The 24,437-nt window shown below is 45.1% G+C and carries 22 protein-coding genes; 4 read left to right on the top strand and 18 right to left on the bottom strand.

Annotated elements, in window-relative coordinates; genetic code table 11:
- Window positions 1-10: 10 nt before the first annotated feature.
- From NSQ66_RS01685 to NSQ66_RS01640, 10 genes are all read right to left on the bottom strand, one after another.
- Entirely contained in the window at window positions 11-1,291 is a 1,281-nt protein-coding gene (locus NSQ66_RS01685; RefSeq protein ID WP_038568304.1) for a TerD family protein, read from the bottom strand.
- A 133-nt stretch (window positions 1,292-1,424) separates the two neighbouring features.
- Window positions 1,425-2,006 (bottom strand): TerD family protein, encoded by a 582-nt coding sequence (locus NSQ66_RS01680; protein ID WP_036687422.1) that lies wholly within the window; start codon window positions 2,004-2,006, stop codon window positions 1,425-1,427.
- 56 nt (window positions 2,007-2,062) lie between these two features.
- Window positions 2,063-2,638 (bottom strand): TerD family protein, encoded by a 576-nt coding sequence (locus NSQ66_RS01675; RefSeq protein WP_036687420.1) that lies wholly within the window; start codon window positions 2,636-2,638, stop codon window positions 2,063-2,065.
- 29 nt (window positions 2,639-2,667) lie between these two features.
- Window positions 2,668-3,264, bottom strand: coding sequence for a TerD family protein (locus NSQ66_RS01670; protein WP_036687418.1), 597 nt, complete (start codon window positions 3,262-3,264; stop codon window positions 2,668-2,670).
- Window positions 3,265-3,388: 124 nt separating this feature from the next.
- Complete coding sequence (locus NSQ66_RS01665) at window positions 3,389-3,835, bottom strand: tellurite resistance TerB family protein (RefSeq protein WP_036687417.1); 447 nt, start codon at window positions 3,833-3,835, stop codon at window positions 3,389-3,391.
- 155 nt (window positions 3,836-3,990) lie between these two features.
- A complete protein-coding gene (locus NSQ66_RS01660) occupies window positions 3,991-4,713 on the bottom strand; it encodes an amino acid ABC transporter ATP-binding protein (protein WP_076141451.1) in 723 nt (240 codons plus the stop codon).
- Window positions 4,714-4,723: 10 nt separating this feature from the next.
- Window positions 4,724-5,374, bottom strand: a complete 651-nt coding sequence (locus NSQ66_RS01655; protein WP_036687415.1) for an amino acid ABC transporter permease — start codon at window positions 5,372-5,374, stop codon at window positions 4,724-4,726.
- 93 nt (window positions 5,375-5,467) lie between these two features.
- Entirely contained in the window at window positions 5,468-6,283 is an 816-nt protein-coding gene (locus NSQ66_RS01650) for a transporter substrate-binding domain-containing protein (RefSeq protein WP_036687413.1), read from the bottom strand.
- Between the two features lie 225 nt (window positions 6,284-6,508).
- Window positions 6,509-7,384 (bottom strand): N-carbamoylputrescine amidase, encoded by an 876-nt coding sequence (gene aguB, locus NSQ66_RS01645; RefSeq protein ID WP_076107380.1) that lies wholly within the window; start codon window positions 7,382-7,384, stop codon window positions 6,509-6,511.
- 54 nt (window positions 7,385-7,438) lie between these two features.
- Window positions 7,439-8,467 carry an agmatine deiminase family protein gene (locus NSQ66_RS01640; RefSeq protein WP_076141401.1) on the bottom strand — a complete coding sequence of 343 codons (1,029 nt, stop codon included), beginning with the start codon at window positions 8,465-8,467 and terminating at the stop codon, window positions 7,439-7,441.
- A gap of 210 nt (window positions 8,468-8,677) precedes the next feature.
- Here NSQ66_RS01640 and NSQ66_RS01635 point away from each other — a divergent pair, with 210 nt between their 5' ends.
- Entirely contained in the window at window positions 8,678-8,992 is a 315-nt protein-coding gene (locus NSQ66_RS01635; protein WP_081386805.1) for a LysE family transporter, read from the top strand.
- 13 nt (window positions 8,993-9,005) lie between these two features.
- Here the strand turns inward: NSQ66_RS01635 and yfcE are convergent, their stop codons facing one another.
- The 5 genes from yfcE to NSQ66_RS01610 form a co-directional block, all read right to left on the bottom strand.
- On the bottom strand, window positions 9,006-9,554 hold the full coding sequence (gene yfcE / locus NSQ66_RS01630) for a phosphodiesterase (RefSeq protein ID WP_076141403.1): 549 nt from the start codon (window positions 9,552-9,554) through the stop codon (window positions 9,006-9,008).
- 125 nt (window positions 9,555-9,679) lie between these two features.
- Window positions 9,680-11,164 carry a glutamate synthase subunit beta gene (locus tag NSQ66_RS01625; protein WP_076141404.1) on the bottom strand — a complete coding sequence of 495 codons (1,485 nt, stop codon included), beginning with the start codon at window positions 11,162-11,164 and terminating at the stop codon, window positions 9,680-9,682.
- 250 nt (window positions 11,165-11,414) lie between these two features.
- Window positions 11,415-13,370, bottom strand: a complete 1,956-nt coding sequence (pulA, locus tag NSQ66_RS01620) for a type I pullulanase (protein WP_036687405.1) — start codon at window positions 13,368-13,370, stop codon at window positions 11,415-11,417.
- A 107-nt stretch (window positions 13,371-13,477) separates the two neighbouring features.
- On the bottom strand, window positions 13,478-14,101 hold the full coding sequence (locus NSQ66_RS01615) for a C39 family peptidase (RefSeq protein WP_036687404.1): 624 nt from the start codon (window positions 14,099-14,101) through the stop codon (window positions 13,478-13,480).
- Window positions 14,098-16,599, bottom strand: coding sequence for a PAS domain-containing hybrid sensor histidine kinase/response regulator (locus tag NSQ66_RS01610; protein WP_051491506.1), 2,502 nt, complete (start codon window positions 16,597-16,599; stop codon window positions 14,098-14,100). Before NSQ66_RS01610 ends, NSQ66_RS01615 begins: the two co-directional genes overlap by 4 nt.
- Before the next feature lie 280 nt (window positions 16,600-16,879).
- Here NSQ66_RS01610 and NSQ66_RS01605 point away from each other — a divergent pair, with 280 nt between their 5' ends.
- On the top strand, window positions 16,880-17,695 hold the full coding sequence (locus NSQ66_RS01605; RefSeq protein ID WP_051491505.1) for a hypothetical protein: 816 nt from the start codon (window positions 16,880-16,882) through the stop codon (window positions 17,693-17,695).
- Here NSQ66_RS01605 and NSQ66_RS01600 read toward each other — a convergent pair.
- Entirely contained in the window at window positions 17,688-18,464 is a 777-nt protein-coding gene (locus tag NSQ66_RS01600; RefSeq protein WP_036687402.1) for a YheC/YheD family protein, read from the bottom strand. The two genes, NSQ66_RS01605 and NSQ66_RS01600, sit on opposite strands and share 8 nt — an antisense overlap.
- A 181-nt stretch (window positions 18,465-18,645) precedes the next feature.
- Between NSQ66_RS01600 and NSQ66_RS01595 the strand changes: the two genes are divergently transcribed.
- Window positions 18,646-19,785 carry a glycosyltransferase family 4 protein gene (locus NSQ66_RS01595; protein WP_076101179.1) on the top strand — a complete coding sequence of 380 codons (1,140 nt, stop codon included), beginning with the start codon at window positions 18,646-18,648 and terminating at the stop codon, window positions 19,783-19,785.
- 444 nt (window positions 19,786-20,229) lie between these two features.
- Here the strand turns inward: NSQ66_RS01595 and NSQ66_RS01590 are convergent, their stop codons facing one another.
- The gene (locus tag NSQ66_RS01590) at window positions 20,230-21,471 is read right to left on the bottom strand and encodes a DUF445 domain-containing protein (RefSeq protein WP_076134791.1); all 1,242 of its coding nucleotides are present in this window, start codon (window positions 21,469-21,471) and stop codon (window positions 20,230-20,232) included.
- A gap of 304 nt (window positions 21,472-21,775) precedes the next feature.
- Between NSQ66_RS01590 and NSQ66_RS01585 the strand changes: the two genes are divergently transcribed.
- Window positions 21,776-22,648 carry a Cof-type HAD-IIB family hydrolase gene (locus NSQ66_RS01585; protein ID WP_076141405.1) on the top strand — a complete coding sequence of 291 codons (873 nt, stop codon included), beginning with the start codon at window positions 21,776-21,778 and terminating at the stop codon, window positions 22,646-22,648.
- Between the two features lie 408 nt (window positions 22,649-23,056).
- Here NSQ66_RS01585 and NSQ66_RS01580 read toward each other — a convergent pair whose 3' ends face one another.
- Window positions 23,057-24,436, bottom strand: a complete 1,380-nt coding sequence (locus tag NSQ66_RS01580) for a sugar phosphate nucleotidyltransferase (RefSeq protein ID WP_076141406.1) — start codon at window positions 24,434-24,436, stop codon at window positions 23,057-23,059.
- Window position 24,437: the final 1 nt, after the last annotated feature.

The following is a 24,437-nucleotide window of genomic DNA, read 5'->3' as shown; positions in this document are numbered from 1 at the left end:
GTAAAATCGATTATTTGCTGCCCGCAACCCAGCGCAGCCCCCATCCATAGGCTTCATCCATCTCACGATGACCACTGTAATATTGCACCAGCCGTTCAACACTAAATGTTTCATTGCTTACATTCCGGAATAACGCAATGGCACACATCCCTTTTCGGTTGTTATGCTCGTCCAAATTTACAATGATATCAGGTCCTCCGCCTTGTTTGATGGTGACAACCCCATCGGCCTCCGACCAGTTGGTTACCCCTTTATAAATAAAGGAAAACACTAGAATGCGTTCAATCTCGGAAATTTTGATACCATTTATACGCAAATTCTCACCAGTAGTTACGGAGCCTGTACGATCATCCCCATCAAGCATGACATAAGGAGGTTGATTTAAGGAGCCAAAGGCATTGCCTAACGCTTGTACCACTCCTTTACTGCCATTCTTCAGTTCATACAGACAAGCAAGATCTAGATCTACGCCATTTTTACGACTAAAGAGTCCGCCCTGTTTCTGGTTCCAGTTGAGATTAATCAACACTTCCCCTAAATCACCACTGGCTGATTTTTTCAAATTGATGGAATCGCCTTTTTTCTTCAGCTCGATTTTCTTCAAGTTGAGATTTATTGGCGAAGGCGGAGGTGTGGGTGGAGGGCTCTCTTCACGTTTCACTGGCTGCGCAGGCGGCGTTGCGAAGATTTGTGGTGGAATCTGCGGCTTAACCTCCGGCTGTGGAGCAGCAGGAGCAGGCTCCTCATTCGCTTCAATACCAAAGTTGCTGCATATCTCTTTCAAACCTCCGGCAAACCCCGCTGCAATGGCACTGAACTTCCATTCACTGTTATATCTATATAATTCCCCTACCACAATGGCCGTTTCCACGGAGAAAAGATTGTCGAGATCACATCGGAGCAGTTCCGCACCTGTTACTTGATTCAGAATCCGAAAATAGGCCTGACTTACTTGCCCAAAACTTTGACCCCTTTTCTCCCCATCATAGATGGTAAGTGTAAAGGCAATCTTCATCACATCGGAAGGAATCTTATCCAATTGAACTTCGAATTGCTTGCGGTCATTGAATCCTGGCACATCCTTATACCTAATATAAGAAGTGGCTGGATTATTATAAAATATTAAATCCTCGTCTTTACTTACCTTACCCTCTGATCCAAGCAGGAAAGCAGAGCTATCAATCTCCAGAGCAGCCGGAGCATTCCAGCCGATTTCTACGATTATAGAATGAAGTCCAGCATTGCCTTTGGTCAGATCAGCTTTTTGCCCTTTGACTACGTTAACACTCATTCTTACGCCACCTTTATAAATGGAGTAAACCAACCCATAATTTTGTAAAAAAGAACCCCACAAAGTGGAGTCTGTACTGCTCTAAATATTTAGAAAAAGGGCAGGATCGGTAATGACCCCGCCCACTTGGATGCTATTGCGCGTCCAGTCCATAGTTTCTGCATAAAGCGCTTAGACCGCCGGCAAAGCCACTTCCAATCGCCTGGAACTTCCAATCCGCACCATTGCGGTAGAACTCACAGAATACAACAGCTGTTTCAGTTGAGAAGTCTTCACCCAGATCAAAGCGAAGCACTTCACGATCATTAGAAGCATCTACCACACGTACAAAGGCATTGGAGACTTGTCCAAAGTTTTGTGCCCGAGTTTCGTAATCATAGATCGTTACCGTTATTCCGATGCGCTGAATATGAGCAGGGATTTTGCTGAAGTCAACAACAATCTGCTCATCATCTCCGTCCCCCTCACCCGTACGGTTATCCCCCGTATGAGTCAAAGAACCTGCGCCACCCGAGGGATTATTGTAGAATACAAAATCATCGGAGCCCTTGGCTTTACCATCTTCATGCAGTAGAAAGGCTGAAGCATCAAGGTCAAAATCTTGGCCGCCGCTATACTTATTAGTATCCCAGCCCAATCCTACTACTACCTTAGTCAAACCCGGATTAGTCTTGGTAAGATCAATCCGTTGTCCTTTAGAGAGACTGATCGTCACTGACAAAACCTTCCTTCATTATTCATTTAGTTCATCTTTGGCATATACAACGAAATTTATTGCAGGCCGTAGTCGCGAGTCAAACCGCTCAAGCCGTCTTTATAGCCGCTGCCGATGGCATTGAACTTCCACTCTGCACCATTACGATACAGTTCGCCTACAACAACACCAGTTTCAATAGAGAAATCCTCACCGAGGTCGAAACGAATCAGCTCTTCATTGTTCAGATCGTTTACGATACGTACATAAGAACGGGAAACTTGTCCGAAGTTTTGACTTCTTGCTTCAGCATCATAAATTGTAATAGTAAAAGCTACTTTGTCTACATCAGCAGGGATGTTCTGAAGATCCACTTGAACCTGCTCATCATCACCATCGCCTTCACCTGTACGGTTATCGCCGGTATGAACAACAGAAGCATTTTCATTTTGCTTGTTATTGAAAAAAATAAAGTTTGTTTCTTTATCAACTTTACCACTAGCATTGGTCAAAAAGACGGATACGTCCAAATCGAAATCTTTTCCGCCGTCATATTTATTAGTGTCCCAACCAAGACCTACTGTGATTTTGGATAAACCTGGGTTTGTTTTCGTTAAATCGATCTTTTGACCTTTGGATAGATTAATTGCCATGATTACATACCTCTTTTCTTATATTTGGATTATACGTAGCGTTCTGCAAGTTGATTGATATGAGCGGCGTGGCTGCCTTCACCAATTGCAGCGAATTTCCATTCCCCACCTTGGCGGTAAAGCTCTCCACAAATAAGTGCCGTAAAACCTGTGTAGTTGTCTGATAAGTTAAATTTAATCAACTCATTATTCCCGGCAGCATTCATTACCCGAATATACGCTGATTTGATCATTCCAAAATCCTGTTTGCGATTCACTGCATCGTAAATGTTAACGACAACCAGAACCTTGTGAACATCGGCAGGAATGGCTTTCAAATTAACCATGATTTGCTCGTCATCTCCGTCGCCTTCACCCGTCAGATTATCTCCGGAATGAATAACCGAGTTGCAAGGACTTTGCTTGTTGTGGAAGCAGATCAGGTTACCCTTCTTAGTTAGCTTACCTTCCTCATTTAATAGCAGTGCTGAGGCATCACAGTCGACATTCGCCTGTTTCTTGACTCCAAAGAATCCCCGCGAGGCTTCAATCGGATCCCAGCCTAAGCCCACAATTACATTGGACAAGCCCGCATTACCTTTAGTCAAATCAATCTTTTGACCTTTTACCAGATTAATTCCAGCCAAATCAACGTACCTCCGTTTCCGATAAAAATCATTATCTGTTAGTCTAGCTTTTAGGTGTTATATCAATGATACGATAAAGATTAAATTACGTTTCAACGAACTTTCATCTATGACTCCACCTAATTTATAAACTGAATTCGCTAGGGTTTAATCCCAAGACGCTACAAATATTCCGCACAACTGCTTTTTCATAGTCATCAAAATCGCCATCGGCCGATCCAATTGCCGAGCATACGCCCACGATTAAACGTCCTGCATCTGGTTTGCCGCTAAACTTTGCGATGGCCTTCAAAGCCTCTTGTTTCCCTATTTCCGGTGAGAATTCGAAGTTGCTTACATAATAGTTAAATTGAGCAATGACATCTCTCATGTCAAATACCTTCAATTCATTACTCATATTCATATAGCCGGCCATTTTATTTTTCTCTGCTTCTTCTATTTTACCGTCAGCCGCAGCCACCAAAGCGCAGCCCGCAACTACAGCATTCATAAAATCTTTATTTTTGAATTTTTTCACTTGATCTGTTAGTCCGCTTTTGGTTGTGTTTAACCAGTTTTTAAATGTGCTCATCGTATTCTCCCTCTATCACTGCAAGATTATGATAACAAAAGATATCCCCAGAGCCTCCTCTCCACGTTCCGACAGATTTTGCATATAAATCCCTGAAATAACCGTTACTCTTCTAATATACCTGATAAAATAACAAGATTCTACTTTCCACAAAATTACAGCACCTTTGATAGAAAAGAGCGTGTCCGTTCTTGCACAGGATTTCCGAACAGCTGCTCCGGACTTCCTTCCTCCACAATCTCACCTTGTTCCATAAACAGCACACGATCTCCCACCTCACGCGCAAAGCCCATTTCATGCGTCACCACGACCATCGTCATCCCCTCACGGGCCAGCTCCTTCATCACCGCCAGCACTTCCCCCACCATCTCCGGGTCAAGCGCTGAGGTTGGTTCGTCAAAGAGCATAATTTGGGGCTCCATAGCCAGCGCCCTTGCAATTGCTACCCGCTGAGCCTGCCCCCCAGACAATGAGGCTGGATACATCTCTTCTTTTTCACTTAGACCTACTTTTTGCAGCAGCTCCAGCGCTTTTTGCCGCGCTTTATCCGGAGACCATTTACGCACCTGAACCGGTGCCAGCATAATGTTCTCTATAACCTTCATATGAGGAAATAAATTAAACTGCTGAAACACCATCCCAAGCTCTGTACGGATATCGTTAATCTTCGTACTCGCCGCCATCAAAGAAGTGCCTTCAATTACAATCTCGCCCCCCTGCGGCTGCTCCAGTAAATTAAGGCAACGCAAAAAGGTGGATTTACCCGATCCGGACGGCCCAATAACCACCACTACCTCCTGACTGAAAATATCGATACTTATGTCGGCCAGCACCGTATTTGTTCCAAATGATTTATGTAAGTTCCGTACTGAAATCATAGGCTCCATCCTATTTCAGCCTCCGTTCAACGTAATTCAGCAGCTTGCTAAGAGAATAGGTAAGAATGAAATAAATAAGTGCCGCTGTCAAATAAGGCTCCCATATCCGCAAATATTGCCCTTTCATCGTGTTGGTCCAATACATTATTTCCGGTGCAGCCACCAAAGCCAGAAGAGAGGAGTCTTTCACAAGCACAATAAACTCGTTACCAAAAGCCGGAACCATCCGTTTGATCGCTTGCGGTAAAATAATAAATCTCATCGCTTGCCGATTAGTCATCCCCAGTGAAATAGCGGCTTCCCGTTGCCCACGATCAACCGACTGAATGCCCGCCCGAAAAATCTCAGCCGAATAAGCAGCCGAATTAAGCGACAGAGCGACAAACGCAGTGATTAGGGCGTTGGTTTTGCCGTAAAGCGGGGGAATCACTCCAAAGTGAACAATCAGAATCTGCACATACAGTGGTGTTCCCCGAAAAAAGTTGATATATGAATGAAAAGGCCAGCGCAAATACCATTTAGGAGCCATTTTGCCAAATCCGATCCCCAGTCCCAAAATAGAACCAAATAAAATAGAAACTACAGAAATACCGATAGTCAGCAATGTCCCTTTTAAAAGGACGGGCAAATAATGAATAATAATGTCCATTCTAAAATCCATAGGACTCTCCCCTTCTCTTCTTTATGTCATCTCTCTTTAAAAAAATAAGCATGCGCAATAGCTATCATTACGCATGCTTATTAGGTTCTTTCCTTATTTTGCGTTCAATAAGCTATCCAGGTTAGGTTCTTCGCCGAACCAAGTTTTGTAGATTTCCGTGTACTTTCCGTTTTCCAATACCTTCTTAATAGCCGGATCCAGTTTCGCTTTTAACTCACTGCCCTTAGGGTAAAGAATGCCGTAATATTCCGCTCCGAAGTTCTCCGTGTCTACAATCCCCACCAGCTTCTGCTTAGGATTGTTTTTCATGTATTCACGTACAATGGCAATATCCGCTACGACCGCATCGGCTCCGCCGCCATTCAGTTCCATCAATGCCACCGCATTGCTGTCAAAACGTTTCAAGTTAGGGTTGTCGACGCCCATTATTCCGCTCATCAGGTCGTCTGCAGTTGTGGCCCCTTGTATTGCAACTACTTTATCTTTAAGATCAAGTGCATTTTTGATGTCGCTGCCTTCTTTAACCATGATCATATTGGTAGATTCGAAATAAGGGATGGAGTAGTCATAGGTTTCTTTACGTTCATCCGTAATGGATACTGAAGACAGCCCTGCTTGATACTCCGTTCCCTGCTTCACACTTTGAAGCATCGTTTCCCAGCCTGTGTTCGTTACGTCATAGTCTATTCCCGCTTCTTCCATAACTGCCTTAATAAAATCGATGTCGAATCCTTTGATTTTATCCGTGTCCATGTACTCCATAGGAGCGTAGCTGGCATCACTGGCAAACTTAATTTTCTCTGCCGGGGATTCGTTACCAGCTTTACTGTTATTTGCTCCACAACCTACCAATCCAACCACCACCAATGCGATAAAAACTGACATTAAAGCGCGACTTTTTATTGTCATATCTCCATACCCCCTATTTTTGGAAATAACTTAAAGAGATTTTAACAGATTAAAGGATTCATGACAATTAACTTTTCTATTTTATGTAAGGTTATATAACATAATATTATTATTTTATAAGTTTTATACGTACATCACTCTCAAAAAATTACCATCAAACACAAAAAGGCACTGCCAGAGATTGTATTCTCCCTAGCAATGCCTTTAGATTTAACCTTAAACCTATTAAAGTGTGATATCTCCATCATAAGAACCGATCAATTTATACAAATCCGGCCGGCGGTCACGGAAGATTCCCCACTCGATCCGTCCAACTTCCAAAGCATCCAGATCGAATTCGCTTACCAGCACGGTTTGCTCATCACGTCCAGCCTCAACGATTTTATTGCCCTGAGGACCTGCAATGAATGATGAACCGTAGAAATTAATGCTCGAATCCTCATCAATTTCTTCACCAATACGGTTGGAAGCCACGACTGGAATAAGATTAGCAGCTGCATGTCCAAGCATACAGGTCTGCCAATGATCCTTGGAATCGATCGATCCATCCTGCGGTTCAGAACCAATAGCCGTTGGATAGAACAGAATTTCTGCTCCCATCAGGCTCATTACTCTAGCCGCTTCTGGATACCATTGATCCCAGCAGATACCTACGCCAATCTTGGCATAACGAGTGTTCCATACCTTAAAGCCAGTATCTCCCGGATTAAAGTAGAACTTCTCTTCATAACCTGGGCCATCTGGAATATGACTCTTGCGGTATTTGCCAAGCACCGTTCCATCAGCATCGATTACAGCAAGTGAATTGTAACGCGCGTAATTCTTTTTCTCATAAAAACTAATTGGCAGTACCACTTGCAGCTCCTTGGCTACTGCTTTGAAATGATTAATCGCCTTGTTATGCTCAAGCTCTGTTGCATATGCGTAATAATCAGCTTTCTCTTTTTGACAGAAATACGGAGTCTCAAACAGCTCCTGCAGCAAAATAATTTGCGCACCCTGTGCTGCCGCTTCTCTGACCAATGTCTCGGCTTTGCTGATATTCTCCTCAATATTGCTGGAACAACTCATTTGTGTCGCAGCTACTTTTACATTTCTCAAGAATCTGTCCTCCTTGTATATAAATGTCCCTTTGGACGTTTAGTTTCCTTCAAATTATTGCTGTGCAGGCATTTGCTGCGTAGTGCAATGTACATTCCCGCCTTCGGTGATAACGGCCATTCCGTTAACTGTACGAATCTTGCGATCCGGGAACAAATCAGCGAGCACTTTCTCAGCAAGTGTATCCGTTTCTGTCGCGGTGCCGCCAAACACAGGCAAGATAATTCCGCCGTTCACGAAATAAAAGTTCAAATAACTGAGTGTCAGACGACTGCCGTCATGATCGACCCGTGGTGGCTGCTGAATCTTGATAATCTCCAGCTTACGCCCTTTGGCATCTGTAGCGTTCTCCAGAATACGCAGATTTTCTTGCGTAATCTCATAGTTCTCATCCTGCGGGTCCTCACAGACCTGGATAATAACTTTGCCTGGTGCAGCAAAACAAGCAATATTATCAACGTGACCATCGGTTTCATCGCCGCTAAGGCCACGTCTCAGCCAGATAATAGCTTCTGTACCTGTATAGTTCCGCACGTACTCTTCGATCTCTTCGCGCTTCAGCTCCGGGTTGCGGTTTAGGTTAAGCAGACACTCTTCTGTAGTAAGCAAAGTGCCTTCTCCATCCGTATGAATCGAGCCACCCTCCATCACAAGCGGTGCATCAAAACGGGTGATCTGTGCATGCTCCAGAATCTGCGGAGCCACTTCGTCATCCAGATCCCAAGGTGAATATTTACCGCCCCAAGCATTAAACTTCCAGTTCACACCTGCCATTTGTCCTTCTTTATTAACAATAAAGGTAGGTCCATTATCACGCAGCCAAGCATCGCTATGCGCAATAGGCAGCAGCGTTACATTCGGTCCGCCGACCCGATGTTCTACCCGCTCCACGTCCTCCGGGTTCACAATGACCGTGATCGGTTCAAACTCGGCGATGGCTGTGATAATGTCAGCATAACCTTGACACACTGACTCGTGGTTGTCCGGGAAACACATAGATTCCTGCACCGGCCAGGAGATAAAAGTACGTTCATGCTTGCCCCATTCCGGTGGCATTGTATAGTTCAAATCTTTAGGATTCATGTGTTAACTACCTTTACTAATATATTTGGAGCCATTCCTACCCTTAAAACTCCTTCCTCATCATACAATAATATGTTCTAGTGCTCAATTCCCTGGGACATTAATAATGTTGGAAGGAATTTTTTTTCGCAGCCCCCATTTTACAGTTAAAAAATTTAAGTTTCATCCGTTACAACGAAGCTAACAGAACCCAATTCCCCAAAAAGCTCACTGAATTCATACACGGTAACGCTGTTGCTGACGTTGTCTAATCCCATGACAATTATTTTTTCCCTTGGCGTATTCAGCGCATCTGGCGTCCTTCTGTCTCATAGCAGCTCCAATATGCCGTTTCTAGTTAGCGGCGTCTTTCTGGGTTCCGCATTATGGTGGATGGGTTTGACAGGGAGCACCGCTTTGTTCAGAAACAACATAATGTCAGGACGTTCGAAACAGCTCATGTTCAACAAACTATCCGGATTGGTAATGTTGTCCTTTGGCATTGTCTCCCTTGTTCAATCTCTCAATCTTCAGGAGTTCCTTTAAACGATCCCTCTCACTATACGGTAATCTTTTTTACCACATTGCCTTCAAAATCCTTAACGATAAATTCCCCGCCCTCTAGAACAGCATAGGAATTCGGATTATTCTCTTTAGGCAGCGATATGGAGCCGGGGTTCAGCACGTACACTCCCTCCTTTACATCGGCAACTGGTATATGGGTATGTCCCTGAATAAAAATATCCTTCTCGGAAAGCGCCGGCAAATGCTCAATGCTAAAGCCATGACCATGTGTAGCGTAAATCCGTTTGCCTTCGTGCAAAAGCATTACATAATCGCCCATCATCGGGAATTCCAGCAGCATTTGATCTACCTCGGCGTCACAGTTTCCACGCACTGCGGTTATCGGCTTGTTTTTGTTATATGCATTAAGCTTATTAGCAACCTCTTGTGGGTTATAGTCCTTCGGCAGCGGATTTCTTGGACCATGATATAGGAAGTCTCCTAGAATAATAAGACTGTCCGGCTGCTCTTCTTCTACCTTTTCCAAAGCCCGTTCCAGCCAAAATAAAGATCCGTGAATGTCGGAAATAAACATTAACTTCATCATGTATTCTCCTTTTCAACTTAACTTAAGTAAATATGTGCTTAGACAATAATCTTAACCTTGAACATACCACAACGCAAAGCAGACGTTCCCAAAGGAACGCCCTGCTCGCTATATCTTAACACTCACGGCAAATTCGAGGATCCCATCAAAAAGCGGTCTACTTCGCGCGCAGTCTGACGCCCTTCGTCAATAGCCCATACTACAAGGCTTTGCCCGCGCCGCATATCACCTGCTGTGAACACACCTTCTACATTGGTTACTTGTGCTCCGAACTCTGCTTTGGCGTTCCCCCGCTCATCGCGTTCCACCCCAAGCTCGCCCAGTACAGTTTCTTCAGGCCCTGTGAATCCCAAAGCCAGCAATACCAGCTGCGCTTGCAGGGTCTCCTCACTGCCCGGCACTTCGACCGGTACCATTCGTCCCTGTTCATTACGAGTCCATTCAATGCTCACTGTACGCAGCTCCTGCACTTGCCCGCCCTCATCGCCGACAAACCGTTTCGTCGAAACCAGATAACGGCGTGGATCTTCTTTATACAGTGAAGCGGCCTCATGCTGACCATAGTCCACTTTAAGCACCTTTGGCCATTCCGGCCAAGGATTGTTAGGCTGACGAGTCAGCGGCGCCTGTGGCATAATCTCGAGCTGAGTTACACTGCGGCAGCCGTGGCGGATTGAGGTGGCCACACAGTCTGTTCCAGTATCCCCACCGCCGATTACAACTACATCCTTACCTGCTGCAGATAAATACTCGCCATCTGCAAGCCCTGAATCCAGTAGGCTCTTTGTATTCAGCGTTAAAAACTCCATAGCTTGATGAATCCCACGCAGATCACGTCCTTCTATCGGAAGATCACGTGCCTGTGTAGATCCACCGCACAGTACCACAGCATCATGCTCTGCCTTGAGCTGTGAAGCTGGGAGATCTCGGCCGATCTCTGTTCGAGTTACGAAGGTAATACCCTCAGCCGCAAGCAGATCCACCCGGCGCTGCACAGTCTTTTTATCCAGCTTCATGTTGGGAATACCATAGGTAAGCAGACCGCCAATCCGGTCCGCCCGTTCATACACAGTCACCGTATGTCCAGCCTTATTAAGCTGTGCCGCACAGGCAAGGCCTGCCGGACCTGAACCCACTACAGCAACCTTCTTACCCGTGCGATGAAGTGGCGGCTCAGGCACAATCCAGCCTTCTGCAAAACCTCTATCTACAATTGACTTCTCAATAGATTTAATGGTGACAGGTTTGCCGTTCATCCCTACCGTACAAGAGCCTTCACAAGGAGCAGGACAGACACGGCCTGTAAATTCAGGGAAGTTGTTTGTCTTATGCAGACGTTTTAGCGCTATCTCCCAATTTCCACGATAGACCATATCGTTCCATTCAGGAATCAAGTTGTGCAAAGGGCAGCCGGAAGCCATACCAGACAACAGACGTCCTACATGACAGAATGGCGTACCGCAATCCATACAACGTGCCCCTTGCTCGCGCAGCTTTTCTTCATCCATAGGAATCGAAAATTCATTCCAATTCTTAATTCGCTCCAATGCCTCACACTCGGAGGGTGTCTGTCGTTCAAACTCTAAAAATCCGGTTGCTTTCCCCATCTCTTTCATCCTCTCTACCAAAGAAAAGTACTCTCTGTCACTTTCTGCTGTTATGCCACTCTAAAGCGCCAAAGTAAATGCCTTAATATTAGCATCCTAGATCTTTAACGAAAATGAGTAATGTCACCTTTTTATGTAAAATAAAAGCATCCTTTCAAAAGAAAGTTCCGCGCAAAAAAGCACACAGCGCACTGTACTCATTGAGCACAATACTCCGTATGCTTTTGACGAATTATCTATAACAAACCATCTAGTTCACCGTCAGCACTACCATTCCAATCCCACTTACATTTAGCTTATTACCCGTCAGATTCTGCACAAGATCGGCTCCAAAAACCGTTTTCCATGCCCCGAGCTGTGGCAGAACCAAAGCCGTCTGTTCAACATTAGCATTAAAAAGCACATAGATATGCTTCGCCGCATCTCCTCCAGCATGGCCACGCAGCGTATAAGCTACCGAACTTACCGGTGCTTTTTCAAATACTAGATGATTCCGAATGTCATCTGCCGTTCGCATACGGAAAGCCGGATGCGCTTTTCGCAAGGCAATTAGCTGCTTCAGATAAACCACATCGTCTTGATGAGCAGCGCACAGTTCCCAATCCAATTGGTTGATCTTCACCGAGGATTTATAGCTGTTCTCCACCCCGTTTTTCGTGCGCATAAATTCCTGACCCGCATGGACAAAGGGGATTCCCTGACTCATGAACACTATCGCAGAAGCTAATCTATGCATAGATTGGCGCTGTTTGTCCGTCTCCCCTTGTGTGGACAGTAATATTTTATCCCATAACGTATGATTATCATGACATTCCACATAATTGACGGTTTGCTGAGGCTCCACGGCAAATTGTCCAATGCCTGGGGCAAAAGCAATGCCTCCCGCGACTCCGGCCTTTATCGCAAGCTCCAGACCCATCATTCCGCTGATGAAGCCCGGTTGATCATGCAGAAAAATATTCCCTTTAATTGCATCCCGGAAATCATCATTAAAGTGTCCGATTCCCGGCAAAAGCGCCGCATTCTTCTGATGGGCAAGCCGCTCCATCGGCAACTCTGTCCCCATCATCCAACCTTCACCAATCGTCATGATGGACGGGTCAATCCCATCCAGACGACGCCGGATTTCCTCCATCGTGTCGAGATCAATCAAGCCCATCAGATCAAAACGAAAACCATCGATATGGTATTCTTTGGCCCAATAAACTACGGATTCCACAATGAAGCTGGACATCATCAATCGTTCCGAAGCCACGTCATTCCCGCAGCCAGAGCCATCCGACAGGCTTCCGTCTTGCTTGTAACGCAAATAATAGCCGGGAACCAGCTTGGTAAAATTCACGCGGTAGCCATCGTACACATGGTTGTAAACCACATCCATAATGACGCGGAGGCCCCGATCATGAAGTGCTTGAATCATTGTTTTTAGTTCACGGATACGCACTCCAGGCACATAAGGATCTGTAGCATAGGAACCTTCTGGCACATTATAATTCTTCGGATCATAACCCCAGTTATAATGCGGTTCATCCAGCCTTGTCTCATCTACACTCTCTGTAGAATAATCATAAACAGGCAATAGCTGCACATGGGTTACACCGAGGTTCGCGATATGATCGAGTCCAGTGAGAATACCCTCCGGTCCGCGGGTCCCTTCTTCCGCCAAAGCAAGATATTGTCCTTTATGGGTCATACCACTTGCTGGATGGATAGATAAGTCACGCAAATGAAGCTCATAAATGATGGCATCTACAGGATCATCCAGGGGTGGTTTATCTTCCGTCCACCGCTCAGGATCTGTTTTGCGTAAATCTAAAATAGCTCCCCTATCACCGTTCACTCCTACAGCACGTGCATAAGGATCAACCGCCTCATTCCACTGTTCTCCAAGACGTACTCGGTAGGTATAGAACTTGCCATCTAAATCACCGTCAACTGTAATTCTCCACGTGCCCCGGATATCACGGATCATAGAATACTTACACTCGGCTGCTCCCTGCCATGAATTATAAAGTACCAGCTCCGCTTCTTGAGCGGTGGGCGCCCACAAACAAAAAGCTGAACTACCCGGTGAGTACGTTAGGCCAAGATCGTCCCCATCATAGCTGAATAACTGATCAAACTCCTGAGCAAACACGGAAATCCCTCTAGTAGCCGCAGGGTCCCCATAATAAATGGGTTCCTTCATTTCCCTTTGTACGGACAAAGCACCTATCCCCTTTTCCAGTTATTAACTGGATTATAGTATGATCGTCTAAGTAGTGCAAACGTTTGGACTCAAATTTTTCAAGCTATTTTGTCAGGACAACCCCTCTACCTCGATGCATCTGCAATATCTAACCCGACCATCGTAATAATGTCTTTATTTGCAAAATACGGAATACGCCGTTCTTTACCTAGAGTAACTCTACCATCCTTGTACCGCACACCATTATCGTGAACAATCAGGGTAGGACGCTCTCCGTCATCAAATACCTCATATCCTATACCTAGTACCCAATGGTAATCGTAAGTAAACTTGCCTCTCCACCGCAGACGAAACCACTTATCAAATTTAACAGCCACAGGCCGGCCGGCATCAATTTCTGTTTTATATACTTCAAAATCATTAAACGTAGTAATGAGTAACTTTTGCTGATCCTTAGGTAAAGTCGATGAATGGATATAGTTCTTCAGTTCTTTGGTAAAACAGCGCACACTCATCCCCCAAGGTCTTCCGCCGTGATGGCTGTATATGTAATTAATATGAGCGGCTTTGGAAGGAAAATGACCTTTCCCCCGAATAAAGTCCGCTCCGAAATGGGTGTTCCAATACTCCGTTAACGCTGCCATCGTAGCTGGGCCACACGCAGAGGACGGGGATTCGACCCCAACCTCCCACTGTGTATATGGCTCCGCAGGCAGTTTGTTGCTAATCCGAGGCTGTCTATGCTTCATTCAGATAGATCCCCTCTTAAAGGGCTAGACTTAGGAGTAATATGTGGAGTCGCCTCCGGAAGTAAAATCACATTTGTACCGGCATCCAATTCTCCTTCTACAGCTGTTGCCCCTTCCATTGTTGTCTCCCGTTCTTCTGTCTGCACTGTATCTTCCACATCTATCTCAGCTTTACTATCAGGATTGATCTGCAGCGTGAAATAGAAATTAGAGCCCTCTCCTTCACTGCTCTCTACAGCGATGGCTCCGCCCATCAGCTCAACGAGCTTTTTACAAATCGCCAGCCCCAATCCGGTCCCGCCATATTTGCGGTTAAACGAGGAATGCAGCTGATAAAAAGACTGAAACAGCCGATGCTGCTTCTCTAGAGGAATGCCGATTCCCGTATCCCTAACATTAAATTTCAAAGTTAATTTCTTTTGATCTGCGGACAGCTTCTGCTCTACGTAAATACTGATACTGCCCCGATCTGTAAACTTGATTGCATTGCTGACCAGATTGACCAATACCTGACGCAACCGCCCGGCATCGCCCATAATCAGTGGCGGCACTCCAGGTGCCATGCTGCATGATAACTGAATATTTTTCTCCAAAGCCTTCGCTGTAAATAGATCGATTACGCTGTCCAATACGGCTTGAAGCTGCACGGGCTCATTTACAATCATCATTTTTCCGGCTTCAATTTTGCTGTAATCCAGTATTTCATTCAAAATAGATAGGAGCGAGCTGCTGCTCTCCTTAATAATGTCAGTATATCCAAGCTGTTCTTCATCAAGCTCCGTCTCCGCCAGGAGATCCGTCATCCCTACAATTCCGTTCATCGGAGTACGGATTTCATGGCTCATAATAGCTAAGAACTCAGACTTAGCCTGGTCTGCTTTTTCCGCAGATTCCTTCGCCCGAATGATTTCCTTCTCATCCGTGATGTCCCGGAACACTACAACAACACCCTTCGGCTCCCCCTTATCAAACAGAGGGGTTACCTGATATTCCGCAAGAAAGCTAGAACCGTCCTTACGCCACAAGACCGCATCATTACTCTGATAAGATACACCTGACTTAATAGCCTTCATTAGTGGAGATTCCTGCGGCCGATAATGGCTCCCATCGAGTGCTATCTGCTGAATTTGATCCAAATAAGGATGGCCCATAATTTCATCATGTTCATAGTCCAGCATTTGCAAACCTGCAGGGTTAATGAACGTCACCTTCTCCTCCATGTCGAGTCCAAAGATGCCTTCCGAAACTGCATTTAAAATAAGAGTGTACTCATTGCTAAGCTTCTCAATTTGTTCTGTATAACGGATGCGCTCTGTAATATCACGGGAAATCCCATACACACCTACTACTTGATCATCTACAATAATCGGAATATTGGTAGTATTAATCTCTACAAAGTGTCCGTCTTTATGAATAAGCGTTAGATCATAGCTTTGAGGATAACCCTGGGCGGCTAAGTTAAAATGATACAACGTCTTCTCTATGTCCTTCTCATGGACAATGGGGCCAAAGTACATTCCGATCAGTTCATCCAGCGAATACCCGGTCAACTTCTCCAAATTCGCATTGGCGGTCAAATAATCTCCATGCAAATTCATAGAGTACACGGCAGATGGATTATATTCGAACAAAGATTTATACCGTTGCTCGCTCTCCTTAAGCTTGAACTCGAACTGCTTGCGCTCCGTAATTTCACGTCCAATCGCTATAATCTCCATGACATTCCCCTCATCATCATAGGTATAACGACTGCTCGACTCGAACCAGACATAGGTGCCATTCTTATGGCGGTAGCGGTAAGCTACAGCCGGAATAACGCCAGAGCTGCGGCTCTGCTCCATTAAACCTTGCATCATAACTAGATCATCCGGATGGAGATAATTATAGGCGCTTGTCCCAACCATCTCTTCAGGTTCATAACCAAGCAGGGTACGACTAGCCGAAGAACAATATAAGAAAATACTGTCTTTGACCGCATGACGCGAGATTAAATCCAGTGAATTCTCGGACATTAATCTATAATTGCGTTCACTTTGACGAATTTGTTCTTCCATTTGCTGCTGCTGATCCAGATGATCCACCGTTTCCTGAGCTGCGATCTTTAGTTCCGTAATATCCTCGGCATATACTATAATATACGAAGGCGCTTGTCCTTCTTCTGCTCCTAACCCAGAGAACATGAGAGACAGGCAGACGGGTTGACCTTCTTTGTTTAAAAAACAATGCTCCTTCTTCCAGCTGCCCGCTGGCGATTTCTGAAGCTCATCCATTACCACTCTATAGGAGAGCTCTTTTGAATGTGCCTCTCTATTTTCCGATTCTGTAAAAAGAGCCCCGGCAAGAAACTCGGCTTCCGTAAAGCCAAGTAGATTGCAAAAAGCCGGATTGACTTTTATCCAGTTGAAATTGCCGTTATTCGAAAACAGTACGGCCATTCCTTCTGGAGACCTCATAAATGCATGATCCAGAATTGCGTTAAATTCTACCGAGCTGCCCATTTAAGCCAGACCTCCTTTGTTGCTAGCGCTAAAGCTCTCATACCTTCTTATGTCAGTATACGATAAGAGAACTGGGGAAAGAAATGTCTAGCGCATTATTTTAAATTGGAAATATTTAAATTTAAATTATTGACGCAAGCAAATAAACAACTTATATTTAACAATAAATATATCGTTCGTGACCTATTACGATGGAAGCACCCGTAATAAAGGCTTTTGCCTTTGCTACGGGTGCTTTTTTGTTGTCTTCAGGAATACGGACAAAAGGAGGAGCGAATCAATGAACGCACTAAAGTCATTCCCCTTACTACTACTGGTGATCCTGCTATCGTTAAGCACATCAACAGGAGCTTTTGCTGCAGCAACGACTGAATTAACACCTTCTATTCAAGCGGCTTTTGATCTAACAGCTGCCACTGCCGAGGCTCCTGCAAGGATGAAGATGACTAATCTGTACAATGAATTATCTACTTTAAAGATGCAATACAATAACCGTGAGGAGCAGATCCGAACCCTTCACTATAACAATGAGCAAACACTGATTGCGGTACGTAAGCAAATTAAAGAGATTGATTTAGAAGCCGTAGCTCAGCTGGAGGTCACCGTTAAGAGCTGTAAACAGCACTATCAGCCCTTATTCGACCAATACAATGCGCTTCATAAACGTATCAAGATCGCCAAGGGTCTTAAAAATAAGACTTTGAATACCGTACTACAAGCCCAAGGCGATGCTATGAAGGTCCTGGTTCAGTTGGCTCGCAAAGAGATTAGCGACAAACAGAATCAGTTGAATGCAGCCAAACAGACACGTACCCGAAAGATAACCTATGCCCGCAAAACCTTGTCTGGCATTGATAGCCCACAAGTCTCAATTAAATCTAACAAAAGCGTAGTCACCTCATTGAATAAACGGATTTCCGCAGATTGGAGTGACTTCAAAGCAGCAATTCGCAAGCAAAACCTTACATTAACCACTCAGTCTCTGTCCTCACTCGTCTCGGGTTACCGCCAAATCGCAACGCACAAGCAAAAAATCATAGAATTAGAACAAAAGATTTCTGTTGTCATTGCTAATACGAGGAAACAGATCATTTAGTATTTTTTTTCTTCTCATTCGCTCTGCGGTAAGCCATTACTTTGCGGTACATGCTTTTATCAGAAAGATGTTTAAAAATATATGGGTCCGGACTAGTATTCACTTCAATAATCCAAGGCGTCATGGATCTATCCAATCCTACATCGACACCAATCTGTCTAAACCCAGGATATTTCTTATGGTAGAAACGTCCGGTATCTTCTCCTAGCTTTCTCAGTATCCTAAGCATTTGCGCTTGCTGAGCTTCGTTCAGATAAGGAGACAGAAGCTTTTCCATAGCAGTTAGTTTGCCGCCGCTATGATAGTTGGTAACAATCTTACCTTTCTCAGCTACCCGACCAATCAGACCGGTAGTTTCCCATTTGCCCTGCGGGCTGAGCTGGACCATCACACGGATATCAAAGCGGTGTTTCCCGTGCTTTAGCAATACTATTCCTCTCTGGATCAGGTAACTACGTCCACGCGTCGCTTTCTTTAAGGATAAATGGAAGGCGTCGAAGGTTCTAAAAGTCTTAAGTCTTGTTCCACTTTGGTACTTGTATTCTGTTCCATAAGTCTCTCTACTCTGTTCAACCTTCATCACACCATTGCCATAGGTACCGTATTCTGGTTTGACATAAACCATTCCATATTTCAGCAGCATAGCTTTCAGATTGACTTTACTGAATTTTACTGTTTCGGGAATCAACGGTGAAATTTCAGTGCTTCGCATGAGCACCTTGGTTTTAATCCATTTGCTGGTCAATGCAGACTTTAACTTCTTTCCCAACTGTCCTCTCCCCTGTCCCTCAGAAAATAATCACGGCCTTAGTAAGCCTTAGTATTTTATGCTGCAACTGTACAAATGGCATGAGTGAAACGCCCTCTCCGCTTTCGGATGTATCTACTGTTTACTGTGTTGCATATGGTGGAAGAGGATATCCATTAGCGGATAAAAGGAGGCGTGAACCATGCACATTTGTATCATTGCACCGGAGCAGTTCCCAGTTCCGGGAGACGGTTCAGTAGAAATCTGCATTTGGGCCATTGCCAGAAGGCTCGCGGAGAGACATAAGGTAACCATTGTAAGTCGGAAGTTACCTGGACTACCTGCTGCCACTATATTGGAGCAGGTCAGAATTATCCGGTTGCCCGCAAGCACCCCAGCCCATTATCTTACTTCGGTATTAGAATACATTCAGAAAGAATCCTTTGATATCATTCAGGTTGATAATCGCCCCCATCTTATGTCTGCTGTAAAGAAACAGCTTCCTCATATCCCGGTATTTCTGTTCCTGCACTCTCTTACCTTCACACCGGGTACAGATAAAGTGGCAAATGCCTTGGCAAAAGCAGATCTGATCATTGCCAACAGCCACTCCTTACAGCGAAGATTGGATCGCCGCTTCCCTCAACTGACCACAGGGATTCACATTGTCTTATTGGGAGCCGATCTTGATCGGTTTACCCCTGTGCAGACATCTGAAAAACAACAGCTTCGTAGTTTTTACAGACTTCCGCAGACCTTTACCGTTTTGTTCGTTGGTCGGGTTATACCCCGCAAAGGAGTGCCTATATTAATACGTGCTATGTCGCATTTAAACAAACACCTCCCCGCTCATCTCGTCATCGCAGGCAAGGGCAAACCGTCGTACATACGGCAGTTGAAGCTACTTGCACGGCGGCTGAGAGTGTCGGTTACTTTTCTAGGAAATGTAGCTCATGAGAATATTCACACCCTTTATCAGGCAGCAGACTGCTTTGTATGCCCTTCCCAGAATCATGAATCCTTCGGGCTTGTTAATGTAGAAGCTATGGCCTCCGGTCTACCTGTTATCGCTTCTAATAATGGGGGAATCCGAGAGATTGTCGCCTCTGGCCATAACGGTTATCTGGTAGAACGATATCGTGAGGCTTTACCCTTTGCCCGACATTTGCTGCGGATTGCCCGCAATCCACAATTGGCAGTTACCATCGGATCACAAGGGAGAACAGATGCGCTTGAAGCCTTCAATTGGCAGCGTACAGCAAACCATTTAGAACAGCTGTACCAAGCTTCTACATCACCACAGCAGGCGTACAGAACTCTTGCAGGCGGAATGCAATTGTAGACTCAACAAAAGTAGGGGGGCCCATAAGCCATCAACTGGCTGCTGGGTTCCCTTCTTTTTGGTGTTTGCTTGAGCTAAACAAACACCAATCTCCGATTGAATTAGGTCATATATGCGTATAAAAGGTAGCTATCGGACACAGCTGACCCCAAACGCAGCTTTATCCCACATTTGCAATGCTAAAGGACCCTATAACCACTATTGGCATGAAAAATGCCCAATATGAACGCATCTATAGGAATAACGTCGGTGGAGTCCGTAAACATGTTCCAAAGGCCAAAAACTAACAAATAACGTCATATGGGTCCGTAAGCCTCAGAGAAGGATTATTACTCCACGATGCAGACAGGCCATAAGCAACAACAAAAAGCAGCGATCCTCCAACACGGGAGAATCGCTGCTCTGCTTTTTTTGTGAATTTTACATTACATAGGTAAGTTTCATTCAAATCAATTGAATAACTGTAAGCACAAGCCCTACGACAAACCCGCATAAAGCTCCGTTCACACGAATCCATTGCAGATCTTTACCCACTTTATCTTCCAGCATATTCACTAGACTAGCGTCATCCATGCTGTCCAGATTCTCTTTTACCAAAAGACCTATTCTGTAGTGGTTAGCCTCTACAAAGGCAATTAATGAAGCGCGAATCCGCTCCTCCCAGCTGCTGATCCATTCTTGTTCCTTGCCAATACGACGTACAAGCAGGGTATATAACGTGAACAGCTTGCGTCCGCCAGCCGCCCGGTCTTCTTCCAGTAGGGAAATTGCTTTGCTGCGAATGTTCTCCAATTGCGTATGCAGAAATGCGGTTGCTGCTTCGCCTTCAAGCTCATTCAGTGCCCATTCTTTTAATGAAGCCAGTCTAGCCTCATCATTAACAATCTGGAACAGGGCCACTCGAATCTCACGGATAATCTCTTCACGGTATGGGCTATCCTCTTCCCGAAAATCGCGGATACCGGACTGCAACATACCTTGCAGCATTTCACCAAGCATATCTGCATCCATAAACCCGACAAAAGCCTGAAAGGCCATGCCTTTAAGTCCGCCAAGCTTCACTTCAGCCAATTTCTCGCTGGCGATCTTGCCCAGCATAGCTTTCGTTTCAGGACGTCCGCTCCAATTAGATACCCCTTCCAGCGCATAGTCCAGAGCAGCTACATCTTTACCGTCATTCATTAACTTAGTAACTATTTTATCAGCCGCAACGCCAAGCTCAGCTTCACGAACATATTCGGAGGCTGCCTTTTGCAGAAAGGGTACTGCCTTCTCTACCGGAAGACGAGACACGAATTCGCCAAGCTGCTCCAATATTTGTACTCTTGCCTTCTTTTTACTAAAAAACTTTGTCAGCAGCTTGGAGCCCATTGATATAAAGCCAAACTTACGCAGCTTGTTCTCAATGCTTTCCTTGTTAAGAAGCTCAGTCTCCATCGCGGTGATTAGTGATTGGATGATCTTATCGCGATTCTTGAGCAGTAGTGAGGTATGTGGAATACGTAATCCCATCGGATGGCGGAACAACGCCGTTACCGCGAACCAGTCGGCAATCCCCCCCACCAAACCAGCCTCGAAACCACCTCTCAGTAGAATCACGGCTAGGTTTTCAGGTAGAAACAGTGTAATCAGAAACCCACATGCCATAAAGGCGAGTGACATGGTGGCTAAGTTTTTGGATCTCATAAATAGTCCCCTTTACATAAGCAGCTGCCGATGTCCTTACGCAGGAAAAATACCGTCGGTCACATTCCTCGAACATAAGCTGACGATAGATTCGGCTAGTCGGTTAGTTTGACAACTATTGTACCACGACTGAACTATTTTCTAAAAATATAGTGTAAAAACTCTTATCTCTTGTTAGACGTTCATTATTGTGCATTTGCATGAAAATGGTTTTTGGTTTTCAGAATATTAATGATAAGATACAAGTAACGTTTCAATCCCCCTTAAAAAGTACCACTTTACCTGGAAAAGGAGCTCATACAATATGCTGATTGCTTTAGATATGGATGGAACATTACTGAACGAAGAAGGAAACATCAGTCCAAAAAACCGCGAAGCTATTATAAAAGCTCAGAAACTAGGTCACATTGTTATCATTGCTACAGGGCGCTCTTTTATGGATGCAGAACGTCAGCTTCGGCTAGCGGATCTGGAATGTCCTGTAGTCAGTCTAAATGGCGCAGTCGTCACATTATCTGATCGCACCCTCGCGGCAAGCACGCCGCTGAATAAAGCGGACATCATTCCCGCTCTGCGCTGGATGAACGAAATTCCGGACTTGTATTACGAGGTATACACTGAGGATAACGTTTATGTAGAGCTGAACAAACGTGTACGGTTAGAGAAATTATCTGCACTAAGCGATGAAGAAGTTCCTGAAGAAGTCAGTTGGCTGCTGAAAGCAATGATCGATCAACAGTTTCAACAAGCAGCGGTAACCTATGTGGAGAGTATGGAAGAGGTGTGGAGCAAGGAGGAAAATGTTATTTATAAAACATTGGCTTTTTCTCTAAACCGAGAGCTGCTCAAGGAAGCTTCCACCCGCTTCGCAGCTATTCCGGGCTTAATTATTACCGCCTCCCATGTAAATAATATCGAGATTAACCATGAAGAGGCCAACAAGGGCTCCGGTGTAACCATGCTTGCTGACCATTATGGTATCCCGCTAGCGGATGTAGCTGTCATGGGCGACAGTTATAACGATCAGCCGATGTTCGAGAAGGCCGGCTACCGGATTGCTATGACTAACGCAGCGCCAATTCTTAAGGAAATGGCGGAATTCATCACCACCAGTAATGAGGAAGACGGAGTCGCGGCAGGAATTGAGCATCTTTTGAATAGAAATTCTAAAGAATAATTTCTGTATAAAGCAGTGAATACACAAATAGCACCGTGGGCAGTTCTGCTCACGGTGCTATTTGTGGGTTTATTTTTGCTAGGTAGGGGTCTCTCATTTACACTTTAGGTTTAGCTCGTGGCGTGCCTATTGCATCCCCCGTCCCTCTCAAAGATTAGTTGTACTTCGTACAGTTAAATGCTCTCTTTTAAGAGCTAATTCGGATTTAATTGCACTCTGTACATTTATATTCAGCAAATTTATTCAAAACGCAAAAATTCGCTATTTTTAACTGTACAAACTACATCTATATCGCAAGGCATTCGCTACTCCACGAAATAGTTGCACTGGATACATCTATTTCACTTCAGCCGCGCAATCTATCCATATCTATAACAGCCTCCGGGTTAAAGCGAACTACCTTTCCATTCATCCCAAATCATCAAGGAAGCTGTCCTCCCCCTCCCATTCGGCAGACACTCGTACATAGTCATCCACCTCAGGAAATTCCAACAGTTCAATGATAATCAATTCGAGCGCTGTAATTGCCCGCAGCCCATGCTTCGTACCAGCAGGAACCGTGACCGTGTCCCCGGCGGCAACCGTATGAAGATGACCATTCATCCGGTATTCTCCATTTCCAGAAAGAAAAGACCAAACTTCTTTAGTATGTTGATGAAAATGGTAACTGGTGTGCTCACCTGCCAGAATGGTTATTTTGGAGGTCGTAACCTCAATACCTGCTGCCGTGCGAGAGAAGTCCAAAATGCGTGAGGTGCCCCAGCGTTTTTCTTCAATCATCGGCTTCGCCGCATGGCCCTCCAGCTTCTGCTTAATTCGTTTTGCCTGCTCTATCCCAGCTACCAATATACCATCTGGCCCTGCCGCCACGATTAAACCCGGGGCTCCGATAATATGCACAGGGCAAGAGAGTTCGTTGATCAAATGGGTACCTTTTGAATCCTCTGAGATACTCCCCTCGCCAATCACCGTTCCTTGCAAATGGGGAACAAGTGCATCCCAGCTGCCAATATCCGCCCATACCCCAATATAGGGGATTACTACCGCACGCCGTGTGTGTTCCAGCACCTCATAGTCAAAGCTTCGTTCTGGCAATTGATCATAATGCCCCAAAAACTCCATGTAATCTACTGGAAGATTCCGTTCCTTCATACTTGAGAGCAAATATCCTAATGAGCAGGAAAACACGCCGCAATTCCACAGTCCTCCCTGAGAAATGAACTCGGCGGCTGTCGATTCGTTCGGTTTCTCTGCAAACTGTTTAACATTAAAAAAAGAAGTCCCCCCTACCCCAGACCCTTCACCCGGCAGAATATAACCGAACTGTGTAGAAGGAAATTCAGGTAAAACACCAATTAAAGCAATGTCCGCTTGTGATTCGGCAAGTACACTAGGAAATTGATGAAGCTGCTTAAAAAAAGAAGTCTCCACATACGAATCCACCGGAATGACCACTACGATCTCTTTTGAGTCCATACCCTTCACAGAATGCAGATAACTTGCCGCCAGAGCTACTGCAGTAAAAGTCCCCCGTTTCTGCGGCTCCGCTAATAAAGGGACTTGAGCACCAACGGATTTGCGAGTAATCTCCACCTGACTGCGATGAGTCACAATGCAGCTTGAATCCAACAAGCCTACTTCTTCCAGCCCTCTGCATACCCGCTCGATCATCGACTCCACACCGCCAGCTTCTGTTGGAAGCAGCCTTAAAAAAGCTTTAGACCTGATCTCATTTGATAGCGGCCATAACCGCTTCCCCGATCCCCCTGAAAGGAGTACGATCTGCAAT

It is taken from the genome of Paenibacillus sp. FSL H3-0329 (assembly GCF_037963285.1).
Lineage (GTDB): Bacteria > Bacillota > Bacilli > Paenibacillales > Paenibacillaceae > Paenibacillus_AQ > Paenibacillus_AQ odorifer.
The sequence above is the reverse complement of the archived record's forward strand: the minus strand, read 5'-3'. Positions and strand labels throughout refer to the sequence as shown.